Origin of the sequence: Parabacteroides sp. TM07-1AC (assembly GCF_003480915.1) — a bacterium.
GTDB classification, from domain to species: Bacteria; Bacteroidota; Bacteroidia; order Bacteroidales; family Tannerellaceae; genus Parabacteroides; species Parabacteroides chongii.
In genome coordinates this window covers 390,213-410,622 of record NZ_QUKD01000005.1, presented here as the reverse complement: position 1 = coordinate 410,622, position 20,410 = coordinate 390,213, and the positions used below count along the sequence as shown (strand labels likewise).

General features: G+C 40.5%; 15 protein-coding genes. 5 read left to right on the top strand and 10 right to left on the bottom strand.

Going from position 1 to position 20,410, the window contains the following annotated elements; translation table 11 throughout:
* Positions 1-19: 19 nt before the first annotated feature.
* Entirely contained in the window at positions 20-913 is an 894-nt protein-coding gene (locus tag DXD68_RS13365) for an ABC transporter ATP-binding protein (RefSeq protein ID WP_122362054.1), read from the bottom strand.
* A 143-nt stretch (positions 914-1,056) separates the two neighbouring features.
* On the bottom strand, positions 1,057-1,635 hold the full coding sequence (gene rbr, locus DXD68_RS13360; protein WP_122362053.1) for a rubrerythrin: 579 nt from the start codon (positions 1,633-1,635) through the stop codon (positions 1,057-1,059).
* 291 nt (positions 1,636-1,926) lie between these two features.
* Here rbr and DXD68_RS13355 point away from each other — a divergent pair, with 291 nt between their 5' ends.
* Complete coding sequence (locus DXD68_RS13355) at positions 1,927-3,603, top strand: SulP family inorganic anion transporter (RefSeq protein WP_122362052.1); 1,677 nt, start codon at positions 1,927-1,929, stop codon at positions 3,601-3,603.
* 53 nt (positions 3,604-3,656) lie between these two features.
* Here the strand turns inward: DXD68_RS13355 and DXD68_RS13350 are convergent, their stop codons facing one another.
* Together DXD68_RS13350 and DXD68_RS13345 are read right to left on the bottom strand one after the other, a co-directional pair.
* The gene (locus DXD68_RS13350; protein ID WP_122362051.1) at positions 3,657-5,138 is read right to left on the bottom strand and encodes a DUF3943 domain-containing protein; all 1,482 of its coding nucleotides are present in this window, start codon (positions 5,136-5,138) and stop codon (positions 3,657-3,659) included.
* A 116-nt stretch (positions 5,139-5,254) separates the two neighbouring features.
* Complete coding sequence (locus DXD68_RS13345) at positions 5,255-5,950, bottom strand: porin family protein (protein ID WP_122362050.1); 696 nt, start codon at positions 5,948-5,950, stop codon at positions 5,255-5,257.
* A 500-nt stretch (positions 5,951-6,450) separates the two neighbouring features.
* Between DXD68_RS13345 and DXD68_RS13340 the strand changes: the two genes are divergently transcribed.
* A complete protein-coding gene (locus tag DXD68_RS13340; RefSeq protein ID WP_122362049.1) occupies positions 6,451-7,554 on the top strand; it encodes an acyltransferase family protein in 1,104 nt (367 codons plus the stop codon).
* Entirely contained in the window at positions 7,554-10,034 is a 2,481-nt protein-coding gene (locus tag DXD68_RS13335) for a T9SS type A sorting domain-containing protein (RefSeq protein ID WP_122362048.1), read from the top strand. Before DXD68_RS13340 ends, DXD68_RS13335 begins: the two co-directional genes overlap by 1 nt.
* A gap of 2 nt (positions 10,035-10,036) precedes the next feature.
* Here the strand turns inward: DXD68_RS13335 and DXD68_RS13330 are convergent, their stop codons facing one another.
* From DXD68_RS13330 to DXD68_RS13320, 3 genes are all read right to left on the bottom strand, one after another.
* Positions 10,037-10,816 (bottom strand): radical SAM protein, encoded by a 780-nt coding sequence (locus tag DXD68_RS13330; protein ID WP_122362047.1) that lies wholly within the window; start codon positions 10,814-10,816, stop codon positions 10,037-10,039.
* Positions 10,817-10,987: 171 nt separating this feature from the next.
* Positions 10,988-13,051 (bottom strand): helix-hairpin-helix domain-containing protein, encoded by a 2,064-nt coding sequence (locus DXD68_RS13325; protein WP_122362046.1) that lies wholly within the window; start codon positions 13,049-13,051, stop codon positions 10,988-10,990.
* A gap of 13 nt (positions 13,052-13,064) precedes the next feature.
* Positions 13,065-13,874 carry a hypothetical protein gene (locus DXD68_RS13320; RefSeq protein ID WP_122362045.1) on the bottom strand — a complete coding sequence of 270 codons (810 nt, stop codon included), beginning with the start codon at positions 13,872-13,874 and terminating at the stop codon, positions 13,065-13,067.
* A gap of 219 nt (positions 13,875-14,093) precedes the next feature.
* Here DXD68_RS13320 and DXD68_RS13315 point away from each other — a divergent pair, with 219 nt between their 5' ends.
* Positions 14,094-14,699 carry a DUF4294 domain-containing protein gene (locus DXD68_RS13315; RefSeq protein ID WP_122362044.1) on the top strand — a complete coding sequence of 202 codons (606 nt, stop codon included), beginning with the start codon at positions 14,094-14,096 and terminating at the stop codon, positions 14,697-14,699.
* Here DXD68_RS13315 and DXD68_RS13310 read toward each other — a convergent pair.
* Positions 14,691-15,221: an RNA methyltransferase gene (locus DXD68_RS13310; protein ID WP_122362043.1), complete on the bottom strand. Its 531-nt coding sequence runs from the start codon at positions 15,219-15,221 to the stop codon at positions 14,691-14,693. The genes DXD68_RS13315 and DXD68_RS13310 overlap by 9 nt on opposite strands.
* 1,199 nt (positions 15,222-16,420) lie before the next feature.
* Here DXD68_RS13310 and nadA point away from each other — a divergent pair.
* Positions 16,421-17,407, top strand: coding sequence for a quinolinate synthase NadA (gene nadA / locus DXD68_RS13305; RefSeq protein WP_122362042.1), 987 nt, complete (start codon positions 16,421-16,423; stop codon positions 17,405-17,407).
* Between the two features lie 35 nt (positions 17,408-17,442).
* Here the strand turns inward: nadA and DXD68_RS13300 are convergent, their stop codons facing one another.
* A complete protein-coding gene (locus DXD68_RS13300) occupies positions 17,443-19,773 on the bottom strand; it encodes a two-component regulator propeller domain-containing protein (protein ID WP_122362041.1) in 2,331 nt (776 codons plus the stop codon).
* Between the two features lie 3 nt (positions 19,774-19,776).
* Complete coding sequence (locus tag DXD68_RS13295; RefSeq protein ID WP_122362040.1) at positions 19,777-20,358, bottom strand: non-canonical purine NTP diphosphatase; 582 nt, start codon at positions 20,356-20,358, stop codon at positions 19,777-19,779.
* Between the last annotated feature and the right edge of the window lie 52 nt (positions 20,359-20,410).

The window sequence follows — 20,410 nt, the reverse complement described above, 5'->3', positions numbered from 1 at the left end:
AGGGTCAATTAAGAGGTTGTTAATCGTTAGTCCAGAGATTCAACTTATTCTCCATATAATACACATAAGCATGTTCCAAATTAGGAGGATACGACTCTGCTTCATATCCTTCGATTTCATCCGCCACCACTTGCACTTCCCAGCCGGAACCGGAAGGAATGGTAGAAATAACAGGATATTTCTTATCCACTTCATGCAGTTCATCACTCGTCACTTTAATACGCCATACTTTCCCTTCCGCCTGTTTCATCATATCCTGCGGGGAACCGTAAAAAGAAACCTGTCCTTTATTCATCAGTGCCATGCAGTTACAGGTACTGGATATATCTCCTACAATATGAGTGGAAAGGATGATCGTCACATCATTCTCGCTCACCTCCGACAGCAGGTTACGGAAACGGATACGTTCTTCGGGGTCAAGCCCCGTTGTCGGCTCATCCACAATAATTACTTTCGGATGATGGATCAGTGCCTGGGCAATCCCCAGACGACGTTTCATACCCCCCGACAGCTTATTCGCATACCGTTCACGCACATCGAACAACCCCACATTTTCAAGCATGGCATCCACTGCCTGCTTGCGCTGCCTGTTATTGGTCATCCCCGACAAACGGGCGGCATAATCCAAAAACTCATGTGTTTTATACTTGGCGAAGAAACGGAAATCCTGTGGAAGATAACCCAATATGCTTCTAATCTCTTTACGCTGTTTCAGTAAATCGTATCCACAGATATCCACTTGCCCCGAGGTAGGTTCCATCAAAGCGACCAGAATGCGCATCAACGTAGATTTTCCGGCACCGTTCGGTCCGAGCAAGCCAAACATGCCTGTCGGTATCTCCAGATTCACATCTTTCAAGGCGTGGTTTCCGTTCGGATACACCTTATTCAGGTTCTTTATCGATATACTCATTCAGTCAACTATTCAGGAAAAATTAGAATTAAGTCGTAATAGACTGGTAAAGATATATTTTATTCGCATGAATACAAATAAAAAACGTCCCTATCCAAAATATATTGGACAGGGACGTTCTAATTTTTAATCCGGAACAGATATTAATAGTTCTGTTTCATCGGTTCGAAGTAAGCCTGCGGATGTTCACATGCCGGACATTTCATCGGAGCTTTCTTTGCTTCGATCACGAAACCACAGTTGCGGCACTGCCAGAAGATAGCTTCGTCTTTTTCGAAGACTTTACCTTCAGTCAGGTTAGCCAGTAATTTACGATAACGTTTTTCGTGTTCAGCTTCTACCTTGGCAATCATTCTGAAAGCGACAGCGATTTGTTTGAAGCCTTCTTCTTCTGCGATATCGGCAAAAGCAGGATATAAGTCAGCCCATTCTTCATTTTCACCGTCAGCTGCAGCCGCCAGATTCTCCATAGTCGTGCCGATCACGCCTGCAGGATAAGAAGCAGTAATTTCCACCATACCGCCTTCCAAGAATTTGAAGAAACGCTTTGCATGTTCTTTTTCCTGTTCAGCTGTTTCCATAAATACACCAGCAATTTGTTCGTAACCTTCTTTCTTAGCTACGCTTGCAAAAAATGTGTAACGACTTCTTGCCTGAGATTCTCCGGCAAATGATTTAAGCAGATTTTGTTCGGTACGTGTACCTTTAATACTTTTTTCCATAATGCTAATTATATATGTAGTATAAAATGAGTTTGTCTAATCGCCCTATTCAAATAACCCTCAAAAGTATGAAAATGTTTAAAACTTTAATTCATTCTTTTACTTAAAATATATCTATCGAACCATAAATATCATCTATTACTTGTCGGGGCAACTGCATCCCTCAGACTTTATTTCAGTCTGATTGTTTCTGATTTTGCAATGTCGACATTGCAAAATATCCTACATATTAGGTTTTACGATAAATATTATTGTACCTTTGCATCAAAATTTAACATACTAGGCAGCAAGATGGAGAGTAAATTTGATTTTCAGCCCAAATTGATATCGGCGCTGAAAAATTATTCTAAAGAAAAATTCATGGCAGACCTGATGGCAGGGATCATTGTGGGTATTGTAGCCCTTCCGCTGGCCATCGCATTCGGTATTGCTTCGGGAGTAAGCCCGGAAAAAGGACTAATCACTGCTATCATCGGCGGTTTCATTGTCTCTTTACTGGGAGGCAGCAATGTGCAGATCGGCGGACCGACAGGCGCATTTATCGTGATCGTCTATGGTATCATACAGAATTTCGGTATCGAAGGACTGGCCATTGCTACGGTCATTGCCGGTATCATACTGGTAATCATGGGAGCATTAAAATTAGGGACAGTCATCAAGTTCATCCCTTATCCGATCGTTGTAGGATTTACCAGCGGTATCGCACTGACAATCTTTACCACGCAGATGAAAGATTTATTCGGACTGACGATGGAAAAAGTACCCGCTGACTTTATCTCCAAATGGATCGCTTACTTCGAACATTTCGATACGATCAATATCTGGTCGTTTGTAATCGGAATTGTCAGTATCTTTATTATTGCGGTTTCTCCCCGGTTCTCTAAAAAGATACCCGGTTCACTGATCGCCATTATCGTTATGACCGTTATTGTATACGTCATGCGTTACCACCTGGGTATTACCGGCATAGAAACGATCGGCGACCGATTTACCATCAACGCCTCCCTCCCGCAGCCGGAAGCGATCTCGTTCAATATGGAAACGATCAATCTTCTGCTTCCTTCGGCTTTTACCATTGCCATGCTGGGAGCTATAGAATCACTTCTTTCAGCGACCGTTGCCGATGGTGTAACGGGCGATAAACACAATTCGAATACGGAACTGATCGCACAGGGAGCAGCCAATATCGTTGTTCCTATCTTCGGTGGTATTCCTGTAACCGGAGCAATTGCCCGTACCATGACCAACATCAATAACGGTGGCCGCACACCTGTTGCCGGTATCATCCATGCAATCGTATTACTGTTGATCCTGTTATTCCTCGGACCGCTTACCAAGCATATCCCAATGGCTTGCCTGGCAGGTGTCCTGATCATTGTATCTTATAATATGAGCGAATGGCGTACATTCCGTTCACTGATGAAGAATCCGAAAAGCGACGTGTCCGTCCTGCTGGTAACTTTCTTCCTGACTGTTATCTTCGACCTGACAATCGCCATCGAGATAGGTCTATTAATTGCCATGTTCCTGTTTATGAAGCGGGTGGCCGAAACGACTCATGTATCAGTGACAAAAGATGAAATCGACTTGTCCGACGAAGGTGAAATTCACCACGATGAAGAAGTACTTACCTTACCGCAAGGAGTGGAAGTGTATGAGATAGACGGTCCGTTCTTCTTCGGTATTGCCAACAAATTCGACGGTATCATGAAAAGTATGGGTGACAAACCGAAAGTACGTATCATCCGTATGCGCAAAGTTCCGTTCATGGATTCAACAGGACTTCATAACCTGGAAAGCCTGTTCCGGTTATCCCAGTCAGAACATATTCACATGATCTTATCCGGTGTGAATGAACACGTGCGGAAGGTGCTGAAAAAATCAGGGTTCGAGCAGAAAATAGGTGCTGAAAATATTTGCTCCAATATCAATGAAGCAGTAAAGAAAGCAAAAGAAGCGGTTGAATAACCGCTTCTTTTAAAACTGAATGCCGATTCCTCTACTCTGTTAAGTGCTAATCGTTATAATTTATAAGTCAGCATCAGACGTCCTTCCGAAGTATGGGAAAAAACCTCTTCAAAATATTTGTAGTCTGTATGACGGGAATAATTCATAAATGAGCCGGTCAGATACCAGCCTTTCCGCAATTTGACATCCAGACGCAAACCGACTGCATGCAAGATTGCCTTTGAACGGTCTCCCTGTGCATTCAATGTTTTCGGATTAAAATCATTCCAGTCAATATCTTTAGGATATCCTTTCCAGGTAAACATATGATAGACCTCATAGGTGGTAGATGCGGAGAATTTATCTTTCTTATAGATGAAGTTGAAACCGACTTTTGTGCTGTACCCGCTTGCCAGGTTATAATTGCGTTCGTCCACCCGGTAATAATCGCTCAACGCTCCACCTAAAAGTATTGCGTTCAAATGGCCGTACGCATCTATGTCCCAGCGCTTGAATCGCTTATTTTTATATATCAGTCCGCCGCCGAACGATGCCGGAGTACAAAATTTATAAGGAGTTTTGGAAGATACATCAGAAATAGTATCCGAATCATAATAGTCGAAATGCTGGTAAAGCCCCAGGCTCAGATAGTCTTTTTTATTATCTATCAGCTCCTTTCCTGCCAGACGGCCAATAATATTCAATTGTCCCAATACCGGTTGTGAAGCCTGTACATTCAGCGCAGCCTTCACAGAGAAGTAATCGTAAGGTTTTCGGTTTTCCGCATCGAAACGGTCGCCATATTCGATATTGATTTCGGAAGCTAAGCCGACCCCTTTATCAAAAATATCGTCCTTCAGTTCGAGTGCCCGTATTCCCACTGAAATATCCACACTCACATCAGGTACTCCGAATTGTCTGCCCGACGTAGGTCTCCGCTTCCAGGCATCTCCGTTGATAATACGCGTAAGACCGCGCATCGGCGAAACTACAAACGAAGCCAATTCACGCCCGAAACGGGCAGACCCGGTTTTCCTGTCATCCAGGATCAGATCGGATGCCCTGTAGAACACTTCTCCCAGCGCCATCCCTCCTATCGGGGTCGCTATGATATCATTAGTGGAAGGATATTCACATTCCATGAACATCTCCCACATAAAACTCCCGCCAAATGCATACACCCCCGATAACCAGTAGTTATATCCGTTCGAACGGGCTGCATTATAATACAAACTGCCATGATAAGGATGCAGGAACATATTCGTTCCCATCCGGTCATTATCCCAGATAAAACCGTGCCGGAAATTCTCTTTGATCGTATGCCCGTTGATATAGGCAAAATTCCCTTTCTGTATATACCGGTCGAAGATCCACACGCCCATATTGATACCGAAAACAGTCGCCCCTGCCTGAATCCCTCTCTGCTTTGAATAATAAGACAGATCAAGGGAATCAGGCGGTTTAGGTATTGCCAGCTGACGTCTGATTGCCAGCTGAGAATAAGCAGAACAAACTGATAATAAGTATATAAACAGAGCTGCCACTAACTTTTTCATGCTTCAAAGATAATAGAATAAACAGTCCTGTTCCTCTTATTTTAAAAAGTCACCAATGATGTTGGAATATGAACGAATAAGACATGACAGACTGAACATTTCAGTCTCAGATATTTTTATAAACTAAACTTATAACCGATAGAAACGGTTGCTGTTCTGTTCTTCATTTTATGAGTATCTGTCTTGTAGCTTTCCGTATCGAAACCGGACCAGACCTTTTTCAATCCCAAATCATAGGCAAAAGAGACAACAAAACGGGATATTTCTCCGGACAATCCGAAACGAAGTCCGGAATCAAACCGATCAAAAGCATTTATCTTCGTGTCTGCCAACCACTCCATTCGAAAGTCTTTATAAGGATTCCAATTATCAGGATATCGCCCAGTTCCGTTTTCATTCGAAACAATTACATCTACCTCTGCATAACCACCTGCTCCACAGGCAAAATAAGCACCGACAACAGGTACTATATATACATTATTCATCACCGGAATGCGATAACCTAGCATTAGAGGAATTTCGACATACCCCAAATGAAAATCACCCTGTCTTAATGCACAGGAATAATTGTACTGATCCCACAACCCGGAAGCCCCTTTCCTGGAATAAAATAATCCCGATTGCAACACTGTCCCATTCTTAAACAAATAATCCACAGACAATCCCCCACTCACATCCACATTATGCGAATTAGAAATAATAGCCAAAGAAGAAACATTCATTCCTACCTCAGCGCCCAAACGAAACTGGGCATTCAACTTCACTACACTCATACAAATGAGTATACTTAAAATACATAATTTGATTTTCATACTAGTGATTATTTAATTGTATCTACCTTAAAGACAGATTCTGACAAAATTCCCCTACTCAAAAATAATTATTTTGTCAGAATCTACTTGAAGATTCATTCCGGCAACTAGTAAAAAACGTAATTGTTAATATTAATAAGCAGAGTATATTTTTCATACAGCATAACGTTTAAGTACCGCAATATTAGTCAATAAAAAAGGAAGAACAAAAGAATACACGATATAAGTACGTCATCATCTGATTCAATCAAACCTATTTACACAAACTACCCGAAGTATTTAGAAATACCCTACGTACTAATTTTAATTACCTCGCCAGGTAATCAGCGGTTGATGGTTATCAACCGTATGGCTCACAATTATCGACCGCTAAAGAGTATCGTATAAATATAGGAAAATATAAGGTACATTCTACCTGATGTTCATGTTTTATTTTATAAATTATATAAGCCTATTGATTTTTACTTACATTTGTATTTTACAACCCAAAAATCTAAGTTATGGCACAATCAGGAAGGCTACTCTCATTGGATGTAATGAGAGGTATTACTATTGCAGGAATGATCATGGTAAACAATCCGGGAACCTGGGAGTATGTATATGCCCCACTTCGCCACGCATCATGGAACGGTTTGACACCGACCGATTTGGTATTTCCGTTCTTTATGTTCATTATGGGAGTTTCCATGTTCTTCTCCTTACGCAAATACAACTTCAAACTCTCCAAAGAAAGCATTACAAAAATACTGAAACGGACCGTGCTTATCTTCCTGGTCGGATTCGGACTGAATATCTTCTCACATATCTGTTACAACGGATTCTCCCATTTCGAAAATCTACGCATCCTGGGAGTGATGCAACGCCTTGCACTGGCTTATGGTATCGGTTCACTGATCGGGCTTGCTATCAATCATAAATACATTCTGCAAACGGCAACCGGTATTCTGATCGTTTACTGGATGCTCCTCGCCTTTACCGGAAGCACGACGCTGTCGGAAGATAATATCATTGCCGTTGTCGATCGCTTCTTGTTCGGCAATACACATATGTATCACGATTACCTGGCAGACGGAACGCGTATCTCGTTCGATCCGGAAGGATTTTTAAGTTGCCTGGGAAGTATCGGGCACGTCCTCCTGGGATTCTATGCCGGTAAAATCATTCTGGACAGCAAAAAAAATAACGAACTCATCATCCGTAACCTATTCCTGTTCGGATCGATTATCCTATTCCTGGGATTCCTGCTCAGTTACGGTTGTCCGATCAATAAAAAATTATGGAGCAGCACATTCGTATTAACCACCTGCGGATTCGGATCGCTGTTTCTTGCCTTGCTGATCTGGATTATCGATATCAACGGAAAAAAGAAATGGTCGTTATTTTTTGAATCTTTCGGGATCAATCCGTTATACCTTTATGTACAGGGAGATGTCTTTGCTGTCGTACTCGATAAATGCGGAGTGACTTCTTATGTTTATTCGGATGTACTGGCACCGTTGTTCGGTAACTTCGGAGGTTCATTGGCATGGGCAATCCTCTTTGTCATACTGAACTGGATACCGGGATATTGGTTATATAAAAAACGTATTTACATCAAACTATAATGAATCGGAACAAGCTATTCAGAGATTGCATTTATATATTTCTTTTTCTCTTCCTGCTGCATGCCGGTGAAGTGAAATCGCAGATAAGCGAAGGAGGAAAACCGGTCAGCTTCAACTATACAAACCGATTGAAAAGCGATCTGCCGGTTGTCCGGATACCTGTAAATTTCAGTGTGGAAGATTTGATTGCTGTCGACGAATGGCGGGTAAGTCAGGGAGCTCCTCTGACAGTTTCCACTTTGATAGATACGAATTTAGATATGGACAATGCCGGACAATGGGTAACCTTGCCCGACGACGGAAAAATATGGCAATTACGCCTGCAGGCAAAAGATGCTATTGCATTAATGTTATATTATGATGCGTTTTACATTCCGGAAGGTGGCAAACTGTTTATATACAATGCCGAAAAGACCCATTTGCTGGGAGCTTATACTTCACAGACCAATCCGAAAGGAGAAGCGTTTGCCACAGAATTTGTGGCAGGCGACGATATTACGCTTGAATACGAACCGGCTGCTTCCGGTGAAAAAGCCAGGATAACAATTAGCCAGGTGGGATACGGATATAATCATCTGACAGTATCCGGTAATTTGCGAAGCACAGGACCGGGAACTTCCAGTTCCTGTATGGTAAATATCAATTGTGAAGAAGGAGAGGAATGGCAGAATGAAAAGAACGGGGTCTGCCAAATGATTGAAAAGGTAGGTGATGCCGGACTTCTCTGTTCCGGTTCGCTGATAAACAATACGGCTAAGGATATGAAACCTTATATCTTATCCGCTTACCATTGCACGAAAGATTATGACAACGATCAAATAGCATCGGAAGAAGACTTCAAGCAATGGGTGTTTTATTTTCATTTTGAACAGATCGGATGCGAGACTTCTTCCCCCGTTGCCGGGTATAAAACGATGTCCGGTTGCAGCCGCATCGTCAGTATTCCGATAGAAGGTGGTTCCGACGGATTATTATTATTGCTGAACGATAAAATCCCGGAAAGCTATAACGTTTATTTTAACGGGTGGAACAGGAGTGAGGTCGCTCCCTCATCGGGAGTTAATATCCATCATCCTTCAGGCGATTACATGAAAATATCCACATACGGAGACCGTCCGGTAAGGACAACGACCTGGATAGACAATACGTTCACGACCGGAGCTGCCAACGGGCACTGGAATGTGATCTTCGACAAAACCTCAAATGGACATGGTGTCACGGAAGGCGGTTCCTCCGGTTCACCTCTTTTCAACGAGAATAAACAGATAGTCGGAACATTGAGCGGAGGCAATTCTACCTGTCGCCTGACAAATGGCAATAACTTGTACGGCAAGTTTTCTTATCACTGGAACCAATACAGCAAAGCCGATACCGGCCGTATGGATATCTGGCTGGATCCGTTGAATACTGGTACCACCGAGCTCCCCGGCTTGTCACAAACCGGAGAGGAGGGAAGTTTGATTACTTACAAATCGCCGACAGACGTTACCGCTGAAGTTTCTTCTTCCAACCATGTCCTGATACAATGGAATGCTCCTTTATATACAAAAACGATCGGATGGGGAACACAAAATGCCTATGCACATTTGGGATATCAGGGTACTCCTTTCTATTTCGGCCAGCGTTGGGAGCCTGAGGAGCTGATCAATATCCACAATAAGCTCCTGACGAATGTGAAATTCATTCCTGCTGTTAATGTAAATTATGCTATATATATCAAACAAGGAGAGCGTACTTATCAACAGGAGATTGGTTCTGTGACGGCTAACAGGTCGAATACGATTGAATTAAAAACTCCGTACGAAATCAATGCAGGTCAGGATCTGATCATTTCCATCTATGCAAGGAAATATAGCAGAAGCAACGGACCGGCTTACGTAGACAACGGACCGGCTGTTCATGGAAAAGGAAATCTAATATCGTTCGACGGAAATCAGTGGGAGTATTTGAAAGATGAAGAAAATGATAATAATTTTATCATATCTGCTACTGTCACTTCAAAGGATGGCAAATTAGCGGATCTCCGTTCTGCATCAACAGAACCCATTGCAGCTTTCCCTGTCATTACAGGATATAACATTTATAAAAATCAGAAAAAACTCGTTACCGTTTCAGCTTCTACACGCCAGTTTACAGACAGGGATGTCACTGCAGGCACACATAGTTATAGTGTTTCAGCGCTTTATGATTTAAATGAGAGTAATGCGACCAAGGCTGTATCAGAAGTAACAGTAAGTTCTGAAAACATATCGGTAGAAGAGGATATCAATGTTTATCCAACCCTATTCAAAGACCGGATACAGGTAAAGAACCATCGGAGAATAAAAAACATAGAGATTTATTCAGCCGATGGAAAAATGGTTCGGAAAGTAAATGATCCGACAGAATGGATAAATACTGGAACGATGCCACAAGGAGTTTATTTCTTTAAACTGATTACCGGCAAGGTTGTTAAAACGGTTCGGGGTATCAAGCAATAGTCTCAGTAAGAAACCGTTACGTCAAAGCCTTCTTTCCGTGCCCGGTCGGCTATTGCATCCAATGCTTCTTTGGAAACCTTCTGAAGACCTTTCAAAGGCGTTTCACGGTCGATGGTATAGATCATGACCTGTTTCGGCTTTATTTTCTTCAATGCTTCGAGCCAGCCGCTGATTTCTGCTTCCGTTGTGTTATCGACCGATTCACCATTCAGTTCACCCCTCAGAAACATGGTTTGGATAATCAGGTTTCCTTTGAAACGACATAACTGTTCCAGTAGTTTATCGAATGTAAAAGAAGGAGAATTCGGAACATTCAGTTGCCGGATCCGGCTATCGAGCACGGAATCGAGTTTCATTATATTATCCTCGATCTTATTCAATGCCCGGAACACACCCTCTTTATGGAGCATTGTCGAATTAGATAGGACAGCGATCTTGGCATTCGGGAAGAAACGGTTGCGGGTAGCGATCGTATCTTCAATGATACCTTCAAACTCCGGATGCATGGTCGGTTCACCGTTACCGGCAAAAGTGATTACATCAGGAGCAATACCTTCCTGTTGCATAGCCGATAACTTTTCTTCCAAGGCCTTTTTTACTTCTTCACGGACCGGTAGTTTGGTATGTGTACGACGTTCACCATTCAGACCGCATTCGCAATAAATACAGTCGAAAGAACAAAGTTTACCATCCACAGGAAGCAGGTTCATACCCAAAGAAACACCCAGACGCCGACTGTGTATCGGACCGAATACTATTTTATCAAAAAGAATTGTTGACATAGCTATATCTATTTTATCTGTTCGGTTTAATCCTAAAGAATATTGTTACAAAGCTACAAAAGCTCTTATAATAGCCCTATTTATTTCGACAGCTTTAGGACTATTTAGCACACTTAAAAGCATGACAGCCTATCACTATAATCTTGAGGTCGCAAACTATGACCTCAAGATTTAAAACTTATACCGCAAAAGTACATATATATCCGTTTTATTATGCCCTTCTATCTCTTCCTGCTCCGTACCGATTATATTCCGGTCAGCATAATAGGTATGTCCCAGTTTGGCGGAAAGGGATAATTTGTCCAGTATATTCCATCGGAAGGAAAGGGACAGGCGGATTCCTTTTCCGTAAAAAGAAGGCATACTGAATGCATAAAGGATATTTTTCTCGTACGAACTGATACGGCTGGAATAATCGTCCGTATGAAAATAAGCAATATAAATATCCGACTGAAAGGGAAAAGAAGATGGTTTCCAACCTGCTCCCTGAGATATCATCCAACCGAGGCTGTGATTTCCTTTTTGTTCATCATTATAAACACCGTCAGCTGCCGTTTTCAACATCCATGCCGATCCGATCCCATACAGTAGCTGTAGTCTGAGACGTTGCTGGGAGTAAGGCAGGATACTTACTGTCGACTCATTATCCACAGTTTGGTTCTTCTCTTTTTTCCTGTACTTGTAACGTATATATCCAGACAAATTCTTTCCCTGATTATAATCCAACCGAACCATATATTCCTGCCCCGAAGAAGGAGAATCGACACCATATTTCAACCAGGGGAAACGAAACAGATCGGCATACATGGATAGTTTGAAACGGGCAAAAGGTGTCCATTGCATACCGGCATAAACACCTTGTTCATTCTGTGCAGAAGAGTTCTGACCGAACGCATTTCCGAAAAATGCCTGATACCGCTTGTCATAATAACGGTGCAATAATAACAAAGACAGATAGGAAACAGGCGTTAACTGAAAAGCATTCAATGTGGCAATTGCTTTGTTGGAAGATATCGCCGTTTCGCCGTAAAACTTCACTTTCTTAGTTTTCAACATATAATCAACGCTCATGTTCATATTATTACTTCCACTGAAATAGAACAAGTTATAAGGTTTCGGGTCAGGCTGTATCCTGTATTTCCCGAAAGAGTAGGAGAGCGCTGTAATCCCGACTGAAAGATTGGAAGTCGCATAGCGCACATTTCCTCCAAACGTCTGCATAGAAACCGTATGTTTCTTTTCCCAATCACGTTCCAGCCGATGTAAACCATCTGTTTTAAATGAGCTTACTTCCCGGTTATTAACACCGGCATCCAACTTTCTGTAAGAATATAACATACTGATATTGAACTGTTTCAGAGCAATGGTCGATGCTATTCCACGAAAGTAATCCTGTTCGTTTGTTGAAAAGTGGCGACGAAAACCGTTCGTTCGCCTTTCCGCCTGTGCTACTATTGCACTGCGTCCCGGTGTAAAGTCATTACTGATAACCAAGCCCTGCCCAAAAGATACTTTATAATCGCCTATTGCCAGACTTTTCAACCATTTATTCATATCCCTGAAAAAGAGATGTACCGAATAGAAATCATATCCTTTATGATAAGCGTTCCAGAAAGGTTCACCGGCATCTTTCTCTGCTACAAGTCCCAATTGCAACCTGTCGTCGAAAGTATATGAATAACGCAATGAATGGTAGAACGGTTCGCCCCGATATTTCCGGTTAGGATATTGCTCCAGAATACTGTCCGGATATGAACGATATCCCTTTTTCTGTTGAAAACATCGATCATATCTGATTTGCAATTCATTAGAATTATACTTCAACAGGTTCTTAACAGTAAATGGACGTTTATCAACCGATATATCCCCGATATAAACAAATGGAAGTAGTAGGGAAATCGTCTCAAAATCCATTCCTTCCATATTCTTTAATTCATAAAGAGTAACCAGTTTTCCATATTTTACACGGTAAGTCAACAGGCTGTTTATTTGTTGATCGGAGAGGAAAGGCAGACGTTTCAGCTCGTTTTCAGTGACGGTATTCAATTCAAAAGGATGTTCCGCCAGGTAAGAAAGGTCAGAATACAGATTTTCGATCCGAGCCTCATCTTCCGTTTGTGAAGCCATTTCTTCCATATATTCCATCCACTTATCAACAGAATATATAGTCTGACTACTAAGGTTATAACTGCTTATTAACAGGTATACTAACAGGGTTGTCAACAATCTTTTCATAGTTACAATTTTATTAGAAACAATACTTTAAACCAATACCTGTACTTATTCCCAACACCGGATGATAATGGACAGCTACATCGACTACAAAACCGGATAACCGGTATCCGACTCCCAAAGTAGGTAGGAGAGGAGTTGTCCTTATTCCCGTGCGTACATAAAAATGATCGATCAATTGATACTCTATCCCGATACGTCCCGACACAGCAGTCTGTTTATCCGTTTCCGCATTTCCTACTATCAACAGGTTGTTAATTACTTCCCATTGAAAACCTATTTGCAATGAATAATAGATAATAGATTCTATATCAGCATTCTTTTTTAGAATTTCGACAGAGGGAAAATCCTGTATCAACATTCCAATCAACAGCTTTTCAACCGGAGTAAACAGGATACCGACATCGGCGGACAAGTACTGAGGACTTTCCTCCATCAGTTTTGTCTGCAGAAGTGTATACTGCAAACTGATACCGATACTCCATCTTTCACCAAGTGGTTTACCCAGGAACAACCGGAACATACTTTCACGATACTGGTCATAACCGAAAGAAGAGATATCAACACCGGCAGAAAGGAAGTCATTCGGATAGCTGAACGCCACATTTACAGTTCCCAGTTCTTTTAACCCATAATAATTAAAGTAATTGATATCAACCGATTTAGAATTTTCCCGACTAACCAGAGCCGGATTGAACAAGGAAGAATTCGTTACGCCGCACATTCCCATCCCCATGCAACGGATATCCGGCAAACGGAGATTATTAACAGCATGCAAACAGGGAGAAATCCCCAGCAGGAAGCAGACAAAAAAGAATTGTTTCATAGATAAGAATATTTGGTTGTTAATTAAAATGCTATTCTGATGCAAAAAGGATATACACTATTCACAGCTACCGGTTTTGTACCTATCAGAATCGAAGCAAATATAATGATTCTTATTGAGTTCACAACTTATTAACAACTAAATTATCATTTTAGCCTGATTAGTCAAATTCTGTAAAAGCAGCACAGGCTATTGGGAAATCACCTACTTTTGTAAACTATGACAAAGAAGAGATGGTATAAAATCCTCATTTTATTTCTCTTCTGTGCAATTGGAAGCCAGGCACAGAAGCTGAGAATAAATACACTTCCCGAAGGTGTGCAGCGGGCATACGTCGACGGGAAAGATACCATTCCTGTCGTTAACTTGCAGGAAGTCTTTGTCTTTCCGCAAATGCGTTTTAAAAATAAACGTGAACAGGAGAAATATAATAAACTAGTACGGGATGTCAAACGCACACTACCTTACGCCAAGATGGTGTATGAAACCTTGATCGAAACCTATGAATATATGGAAACGCTTCCCGATGACAAAGCCCGGCAAGCTCATTTGAAACGGATGGAAAAAGACCTGTTCAAAGAATATAAACCAGAGTTGAAAAAGCTGACTTTCTCGCAGGGCAAACTACTTATCAAACTGATCGACAGAGAATGTAATCAATCCAGTTATAATCTGCTGAAAGCTTACCTGGGAGGTTTCAGGGCAGGCTTCTGGAATTTGTTTGCCGGTATGTTCGGAGCCAGCCTGAAATCGGAATACGACCCGAAAGGGAAAGATGCCATGACGGAACGGGTCGTTATCCTGGTTGAAAGAGGATTACTCTGACAACTGTTTAAAGAAATCCCAGATAATAATACCGGTCGTTACCGACACGTTCAATGAATGTTTGGTACCGTATTGGGGGATTTCAATACACATATCACAGTTATCAACAATGGATTGTTGAACACCTTTCACTTCGTTTCCCATGATTATGGCATACTTTTTATCCTTGTTTAACAGCAGTTTATCCAACATTATACTACCTACTGTCTGTTCAACAGCACAAACGATATACCCTTGTTGCTTCAGTTTATCAACAGCTTCCTGTGTATCTTTAAAATATTCCCAATCTACAGTTTCTTCAGCCCCCAAAGCTGTCTTATGGATCTCCGCATGGGGAGGACAAGCCGTGATGCCACATAAATAAATAGCTTCTACCCGAAACGCATCGGACGTACGAAAAACAGAACCTACGTTGTTCAGACTCCTAACATGGTCAAGCACAACAATTAAAGGTATCTTCTTACTCTCTTTAAAAGCCTCCGGGGTGAGGCGGTTCATTTCTGTTATTTTCAGTTTACGCATAGCTCTTTTCTTTGTCTGCAAAAGTAGCTAATTAATGTGGATATGCCGTTGAAAAGGTATTGATAAGTAGTGAACACAAAATGAAAAAAAGTTCTTGCTTTATTCAAATACTTACTTATACTCCTCCCCATTTCAAACATGCAACATTTATAACCCATTATTTATTACGAGCTATTAACAGCAGTTATACACGTATCAACACCCATCAACAGGAACAAACTTTTTCACACAACCAGTTATCAACATAAAACTAATAAAGTCTATAAACAAAAGGAAAACAGAAGTAAAGCTATATTTTATACTGTTAGTATCGTCTTGATAAGCGGTTCATATACTTTAATAACTCCTCAAACAAATATTGTAACGAAAATGTATTAACTGTTTCAACAGGATATCATATACATCATATTTTATTTTTAAATTAAAGATTAATATTAATATAATATATAATTGTGGATAACTAAGAAGGGGGATTAGGGAAGGATACGGTTACAAAGGATTATCTTTGCAATAACGTTTCACCTGTCACAGCTTTCACCTACTTGAATATAATTCCTTTATGGTGACACGTCTTTACAAAGGTTCCATAAGCACCGGGCGGTAAACCGATAGGCACTGCTTTTAGATTCGGTAAGCACCGGCTGAAAAAGACAGGTCTTTTGTTTTTAAATCTCCTGTCTTTTAAAGACAAAAGTCCTGTCTTAACATTTGAAAAGACCTGTCTTTTAAATGTGAAACGTCTGCCGTCACAACAACTGTCTGTGTGCCAATGTGCTGCACGTCTGTGACAGGTGAAACGTATGTGTGTGAATCTCGTGTGGATATCCTGTGAACAGGTGGTTGGTAAGTGCTGATAAAAAACACTTGCTTTTTTCGATTGAGATATCGGATAGGAGAATTATTATGACGGCCAATAAATAGGGAAGCTTCTTTCCCCTTTCTTTTAAAGATTGTTTTGCACTGCTTTAGATGGCTGAAATAAATAAAGTTTTTACCTTTGCACATTATCAACATAGAGTTGATAAGTATAGTAAAATAAAGATTATCAGCTATAAAAGTAGATGATAACTTTGTTGATATACTATTTATATCCTCATAAGGAGGAAAGGACGATTAAAATATGAACCATTTTAACAGGATATTATATACATCCTATAATCTTTAGAATTAAAAAATAAGAATAATATAATAGATAAACTATGTTGACAAATCAATCGATCGGATATATGGATGCACCGGTACCTAAAGACATAGATCTGAAGGAAGCCATTGATAAACTCCGTAAGGAAAAGAATGCCGTTATCCTTGCGCATTATTATCAGACCGGCGATATACAGGATATAGCAGATTTCGTAGGAGACAGTCTGGCGTTGGCTCAATGGGCTGCTAAAACAACAGCGGATATTATTGTTCTCTGTGGTGTTCATTTTATGGGTGAAACGGCTAAGATCCTATGTCCGGACAAGAAAGTATTGGTTCCTGATCTGAATGCCGGTTGTTCACTGGCCGATAGTTGTCCGGCTCCTGAGTTTGCCGAATTTGTAAAACAACATCCGGATCATGTGGTTATTTCTTATGTCAATACAACAGCTGCGGTAAAAGCGGTAACAGATGTGGTGGTGACTTCCACCAATGCCCGTCAGATCGTTGAAAGTTTTCCGGAAGGAACAAAAATGATCTTCGGTCCGGACCGGAACCTGGGTAATTACATAAACAGTATTACCGGACGTAATATGTTACTCTGGAATGGTGCCTGCCACGTGCATGAACAATTTTCACTGGAAAAGATACTGGATTTAAAGAAACAGTATCCGGATGCGGAAGTGATCACTCACCCGGAGTGTAAACAACCCGTTATACAGGTATCAGACTTCGTAGGTTCGACTGCCGCTCTTTTGAAACACACTATCAAGTCAGACAAGAAACAGTTCATTGTAGCGACGGAAAGCGGCGTTATTCACGAAATGCGGAAAAAGAGCCCGGAGAAAGAGTTTATTCCGGCTCCTCCCAACGACAGTACATGTGCTTGCAACGAATGTAATTTCATGCGGCTGAATACGATGGAAAAGTTATATAACTGTTTGAAATTTGAAATGCCGGAGATATTTGTCGACGAGGAAGTACAGAAGAAGGCTATTAAACCGATTCGTAAGATGTTGGAAATATCTGAAAAGTTAGGTTTATAAAAATAAAAGAGGCTGCGATTACAGCCTCTTTTATTTTATTTCACTACCATGATTTTGGTTACAACACTTTCTTTGGCTTCCGGGGTAGCAGATAATACCAGATAGATTCCGGTTGCTACACGTCCTCCGCCTCTCTTGCGGCAATCCCAGGTGAATGTCCCGCCGGCGGATTTTCCCTGATAAACGATATTGCCTTTCATATCCGTTATTTTGACATTTGAATCGGCCATAAGTCCGACGATAGTTACACGGTCATTGTGTTCGGGACGGACGGGATTAGGATAGGCGTATATGTCCGAATAGTCTTCACTTCCTTCGGTAGCATCTCCCATATAAGATACCAGTCCTTTCTCTGTACCTATGAATACTTCTCCGGTGATCTGGTTAATAGCTAATGAATTAATCTGATTAGACGGAAGAGGGGAGTTGGCTGTTGTAAAGTTTGCTATTGTTTCCATGCCATCCTCACTGACCAGGAATACGCCGGAACTGTTTGTAGCAATCCATTTGCGGTTACCTCCGTCGACAGCGATAGCGTTGATTTGCTCTCCGTCCAACAGATAGTACGGTTCTCCGTCTTCGTTTGTCCGAATGATACGGGTACATCTTAGGTTATTGATATCCCGATAGTTTGTACAGATGATAGGTCCTCTGTTCGTACCGATCCAGACTTGTCCGTTTTTGTCCTCAGTTACACAGAAATAACCGCTAACATCTATATTGCCGTTTGAGTCGACAAATATATCATAGTAACGATATTCGTCATCACTAGTATCATCAATGGTGCCTTTGTCATCGAAAACTAAAATGCCTCGTATCGAACCGTAAGGACTATTGATCCATTTGTATCCGTTTGATGTAATGGTTACCTTATCGACCATAGATACGTTTTTATAATTATCGAATTGGAAACTTTTCCAGCTTCCATCTGCTTTTAGTACTTTTAGTACGGATTCAACTTCACAATTGGTCATCCATAAATTTCCTTCTTTATCAAAAGTTACACCGCCTACACGTATATAATCATAGGGATTAATATCTTTTTTTACATAATCCAGTAAACTATTTGTATGGTTATATAATTGTATAGGTTCTTTATTTTTCAGTTCGACTATACCTTCTCCATAAGATGAAATAAAATAACGATCAGGATCTTTAGGGTCGATAGCAATTCCTGTATAATCCCAGAAATACCTGAATTGATTTTCTTTATTTGCATTTTTGTTTTGGTTTATAGTATTCTCATCGAAGTTGAACCATTTATTGTCTTCATATTCCATAAATGTACCGGGTCTATTCCAACGATCTGCCCAACGTCCTCCTCCAATAACAAGTAATTTATTATTGTAGGTCGTCATATAATAGTTGAAATTCCGTTTGGGATATTCAGTATCGTTATTGGTATTTTCTAAAGTTGTTTCGTATTTATTATTTTTCTTCTGTATGCCTTTTATTCCGTTTATACCTGCAGCTATCCAATAAGCATTGGGATCTTTTAGTGAAGAAACATTATTAATGATTCCTACGTTAACAACGTCTTTATCAGTTAGAGATGAGTAAATATATAATTCAGAATCAGTATAAGGCATTAATTTATTGTTCTGAAGAACCATATTCTTTAATTTATTGTTTTTCAATAAATTTCTTATTGTTCCGTCTGTAGTTTGATAATAAATACCTTTTTCATCATTATTGACAAACAGGCAAAGATTCTGTTGGAAAAAACATATTTGAGTAATATTATCCGTATCAAATTCAGATGAAGATAACGAATAAGTTTCCCATTCGTTATAATCAAGTAAATTACTATCCAATGAGGCATATAGTAAACCGGTAGAAGTTGCAGCATAAATATATTCGTTATCCATGGTAACGGAATATACTTTTTTATTTAGTTTGTAGGTGTCTTTAATTTCTTTTTTATCCATATTCAGAAGGATAATGCCAAAGTCGGTAGATAAATAGGCAAACTCTTTATATAGATAAATATTATTAATAGTCTTATTCGTTATATTGGAATTGTCTAGCAGATAAGACAAATTATAAATACCATTTTCTCCTAATAAGTCAATATTTCCGTTACTATAAGTGATAAGTAATGTATTGACTTCCGGATTAAAGCTTATATAGCTTATATCACTGTCACTTAATCCGGTTTGCCTGGAATAATGAGTGATACTTTTATCTTCTTTATTATAACTGTAAAGAGAACCGTCGGCTACGGCATACACATGATTATTAGCTTCGGCTATCTGGCTTGTCGTATAATAAGCTAGATAACTACTCCATTCCCCTACACTTTTCTGTGCAGTCGTGTAGGATATTGCCATGCATAAAAACAGAAGAGTATATAGTATTCTTTTCATAATTTATTCTGATAATGTAGATAAGAAAGCACTCAATTTCTTTACAGCTTCAGCCCGGTGGCTGATCGTATTCTTTATATCATTACCCATTTCGGCGAATGTTTCCGCATAGTTATCCGGCATAAAGATTGGATCGTATCCGAATCCGCTGGCTCCGCGCTTTTCCTTCGTTATCTGACCGTTGACGATGCCTTCGAACAGATACTCCTTGCCGTTCAGGATAAGTGCTATGACGGTACGGAAACGGGCTTTCCGGTTTTCCTTATCGTTCATTTCCAAAAGAAGCTTTTGCATGTTTGCTTCCGAATTGTGTCCCGGACCGGCATAACGTGCAGAATATACACCGGGAGCATTGTTTAGGGCTTCCACTTCAAGACCGGTATCGTCGGCAAAACAGTCATAACCGAATTTTTCTTTGATATAGCGGGCTTTCTGAAGAGCATTTCCTTCCAGGGTATCGGCTGTTTCCGGTATATCGTCATGGCAATCGATGGCAGCCAGGCTTACTATCTCTGTATGACCGGCTGTTATTTTTTGTACTTCATCCAACTTATGTTGGTTATTTGTAGCGAATACGAGTTTCATATGCGTGAATATCTAAATAAAAAAGCACTTCTGTACGAAATATATAACGTAT

Coding starts and splice junctions, on each gene's coding strand:
- DXD68_RS13335 (WP_122362048.1), top strand. CDS start 7,554: ATGAATCGGAACAAGCTATTCAGAGATTGCATTTATATATTTCTTTTT.
- DXD68_RS13365 (WP_122362054.1), bottom strand. CDS start 913: ATGAGTATATCGATAAAGAACCTGAATAAGGTGTATCCGAACGGAAAC.
- DXD68_RS13350 (WP_122362051.1), bottom strand. CDS start 5,138: ATGAAAAAGTTAGTGGCAGCTCTGTTTATATACTTATTATCAGTTTGT.
- DXD68_RS13340 (WP_122362049.1), top strand. CDS start 6,451: ATGGCACAATCAGGAAGGCTACTCTCATTGGATGTAATGAGAGGTATT.
- DXD68_RS13315 (WP_122362044.1), top strand. CDS start 14,094: ATGACAAAGAAGAGATGGTATAAAATCCTCATTTTATTTCTCTTCTGT.
- DXD68_RS13295 (WP_122362040.1), bottom strand. CDS start 20,358: ATGAAACTCGTATTCGCTACAAATAACCAACATAAGTTGGATGAAGTA.
- DXD68_RS13310 (WP_122362043.1), bottom strand. CDS start 15,221: ATGCGTAAACTGAAAATAACAGAAATGAACCGCCTCACCCCGGAGGCT.
- DXD68_RS13355 (WP_122362052.1), top strand. CDS start 1,927: ATGGAGAGTAAATTTGATTTTCAGCCCAAATTGATATCGGCGCTGAAA.
- DXD68_RS13325 (WP_122362046.1), bottom strand. CDS start 13,051: ATGAAAAGATTGTTGACAACCCTGTTAGTATACCTGTTAATAAGCAGT.
- nadA (WP_122362042.1), top strand. CDS start 16,421: ATGTTGACAAATCAATCGATCGGATATATGGATGCACCGGTACCTAAA.
- DXD68_RS13300 (WP_122362041.1), bottom strand. CDS start 19,773: ATGAAAAGAATACTATATACTCTTCTGTTTTTATGCATGGCAATATCC.
- DXD68_RS13330 (WP_122362047.1), bottom strand. CDS start 10,816: ATGTCAACAATTCTTTTTGATAAAATAGTATTCGGTCCGATACACAGT.
- DXD68_RS13345 (WP_122362050.1), bottom strand. CDS start 5,950: ATGAAAATCAAATTATGTATTTTAAGTATACTCATTTGTATGAGTGTA.
- DXD68_RS13320 (WP_122362045.1), bottom strand. CDS start 13,874: ATGAAACAATTCTTTTTTGTCTGCTTCCTGCTGGGGATTTCTCCCTGT.
- rbr (WP_122362053.1), bottom strand. CDS start 1,635: ATGGAAAAAAGTATTAAAGGTACACGTACCGAACAAAATCTGCTTAAA.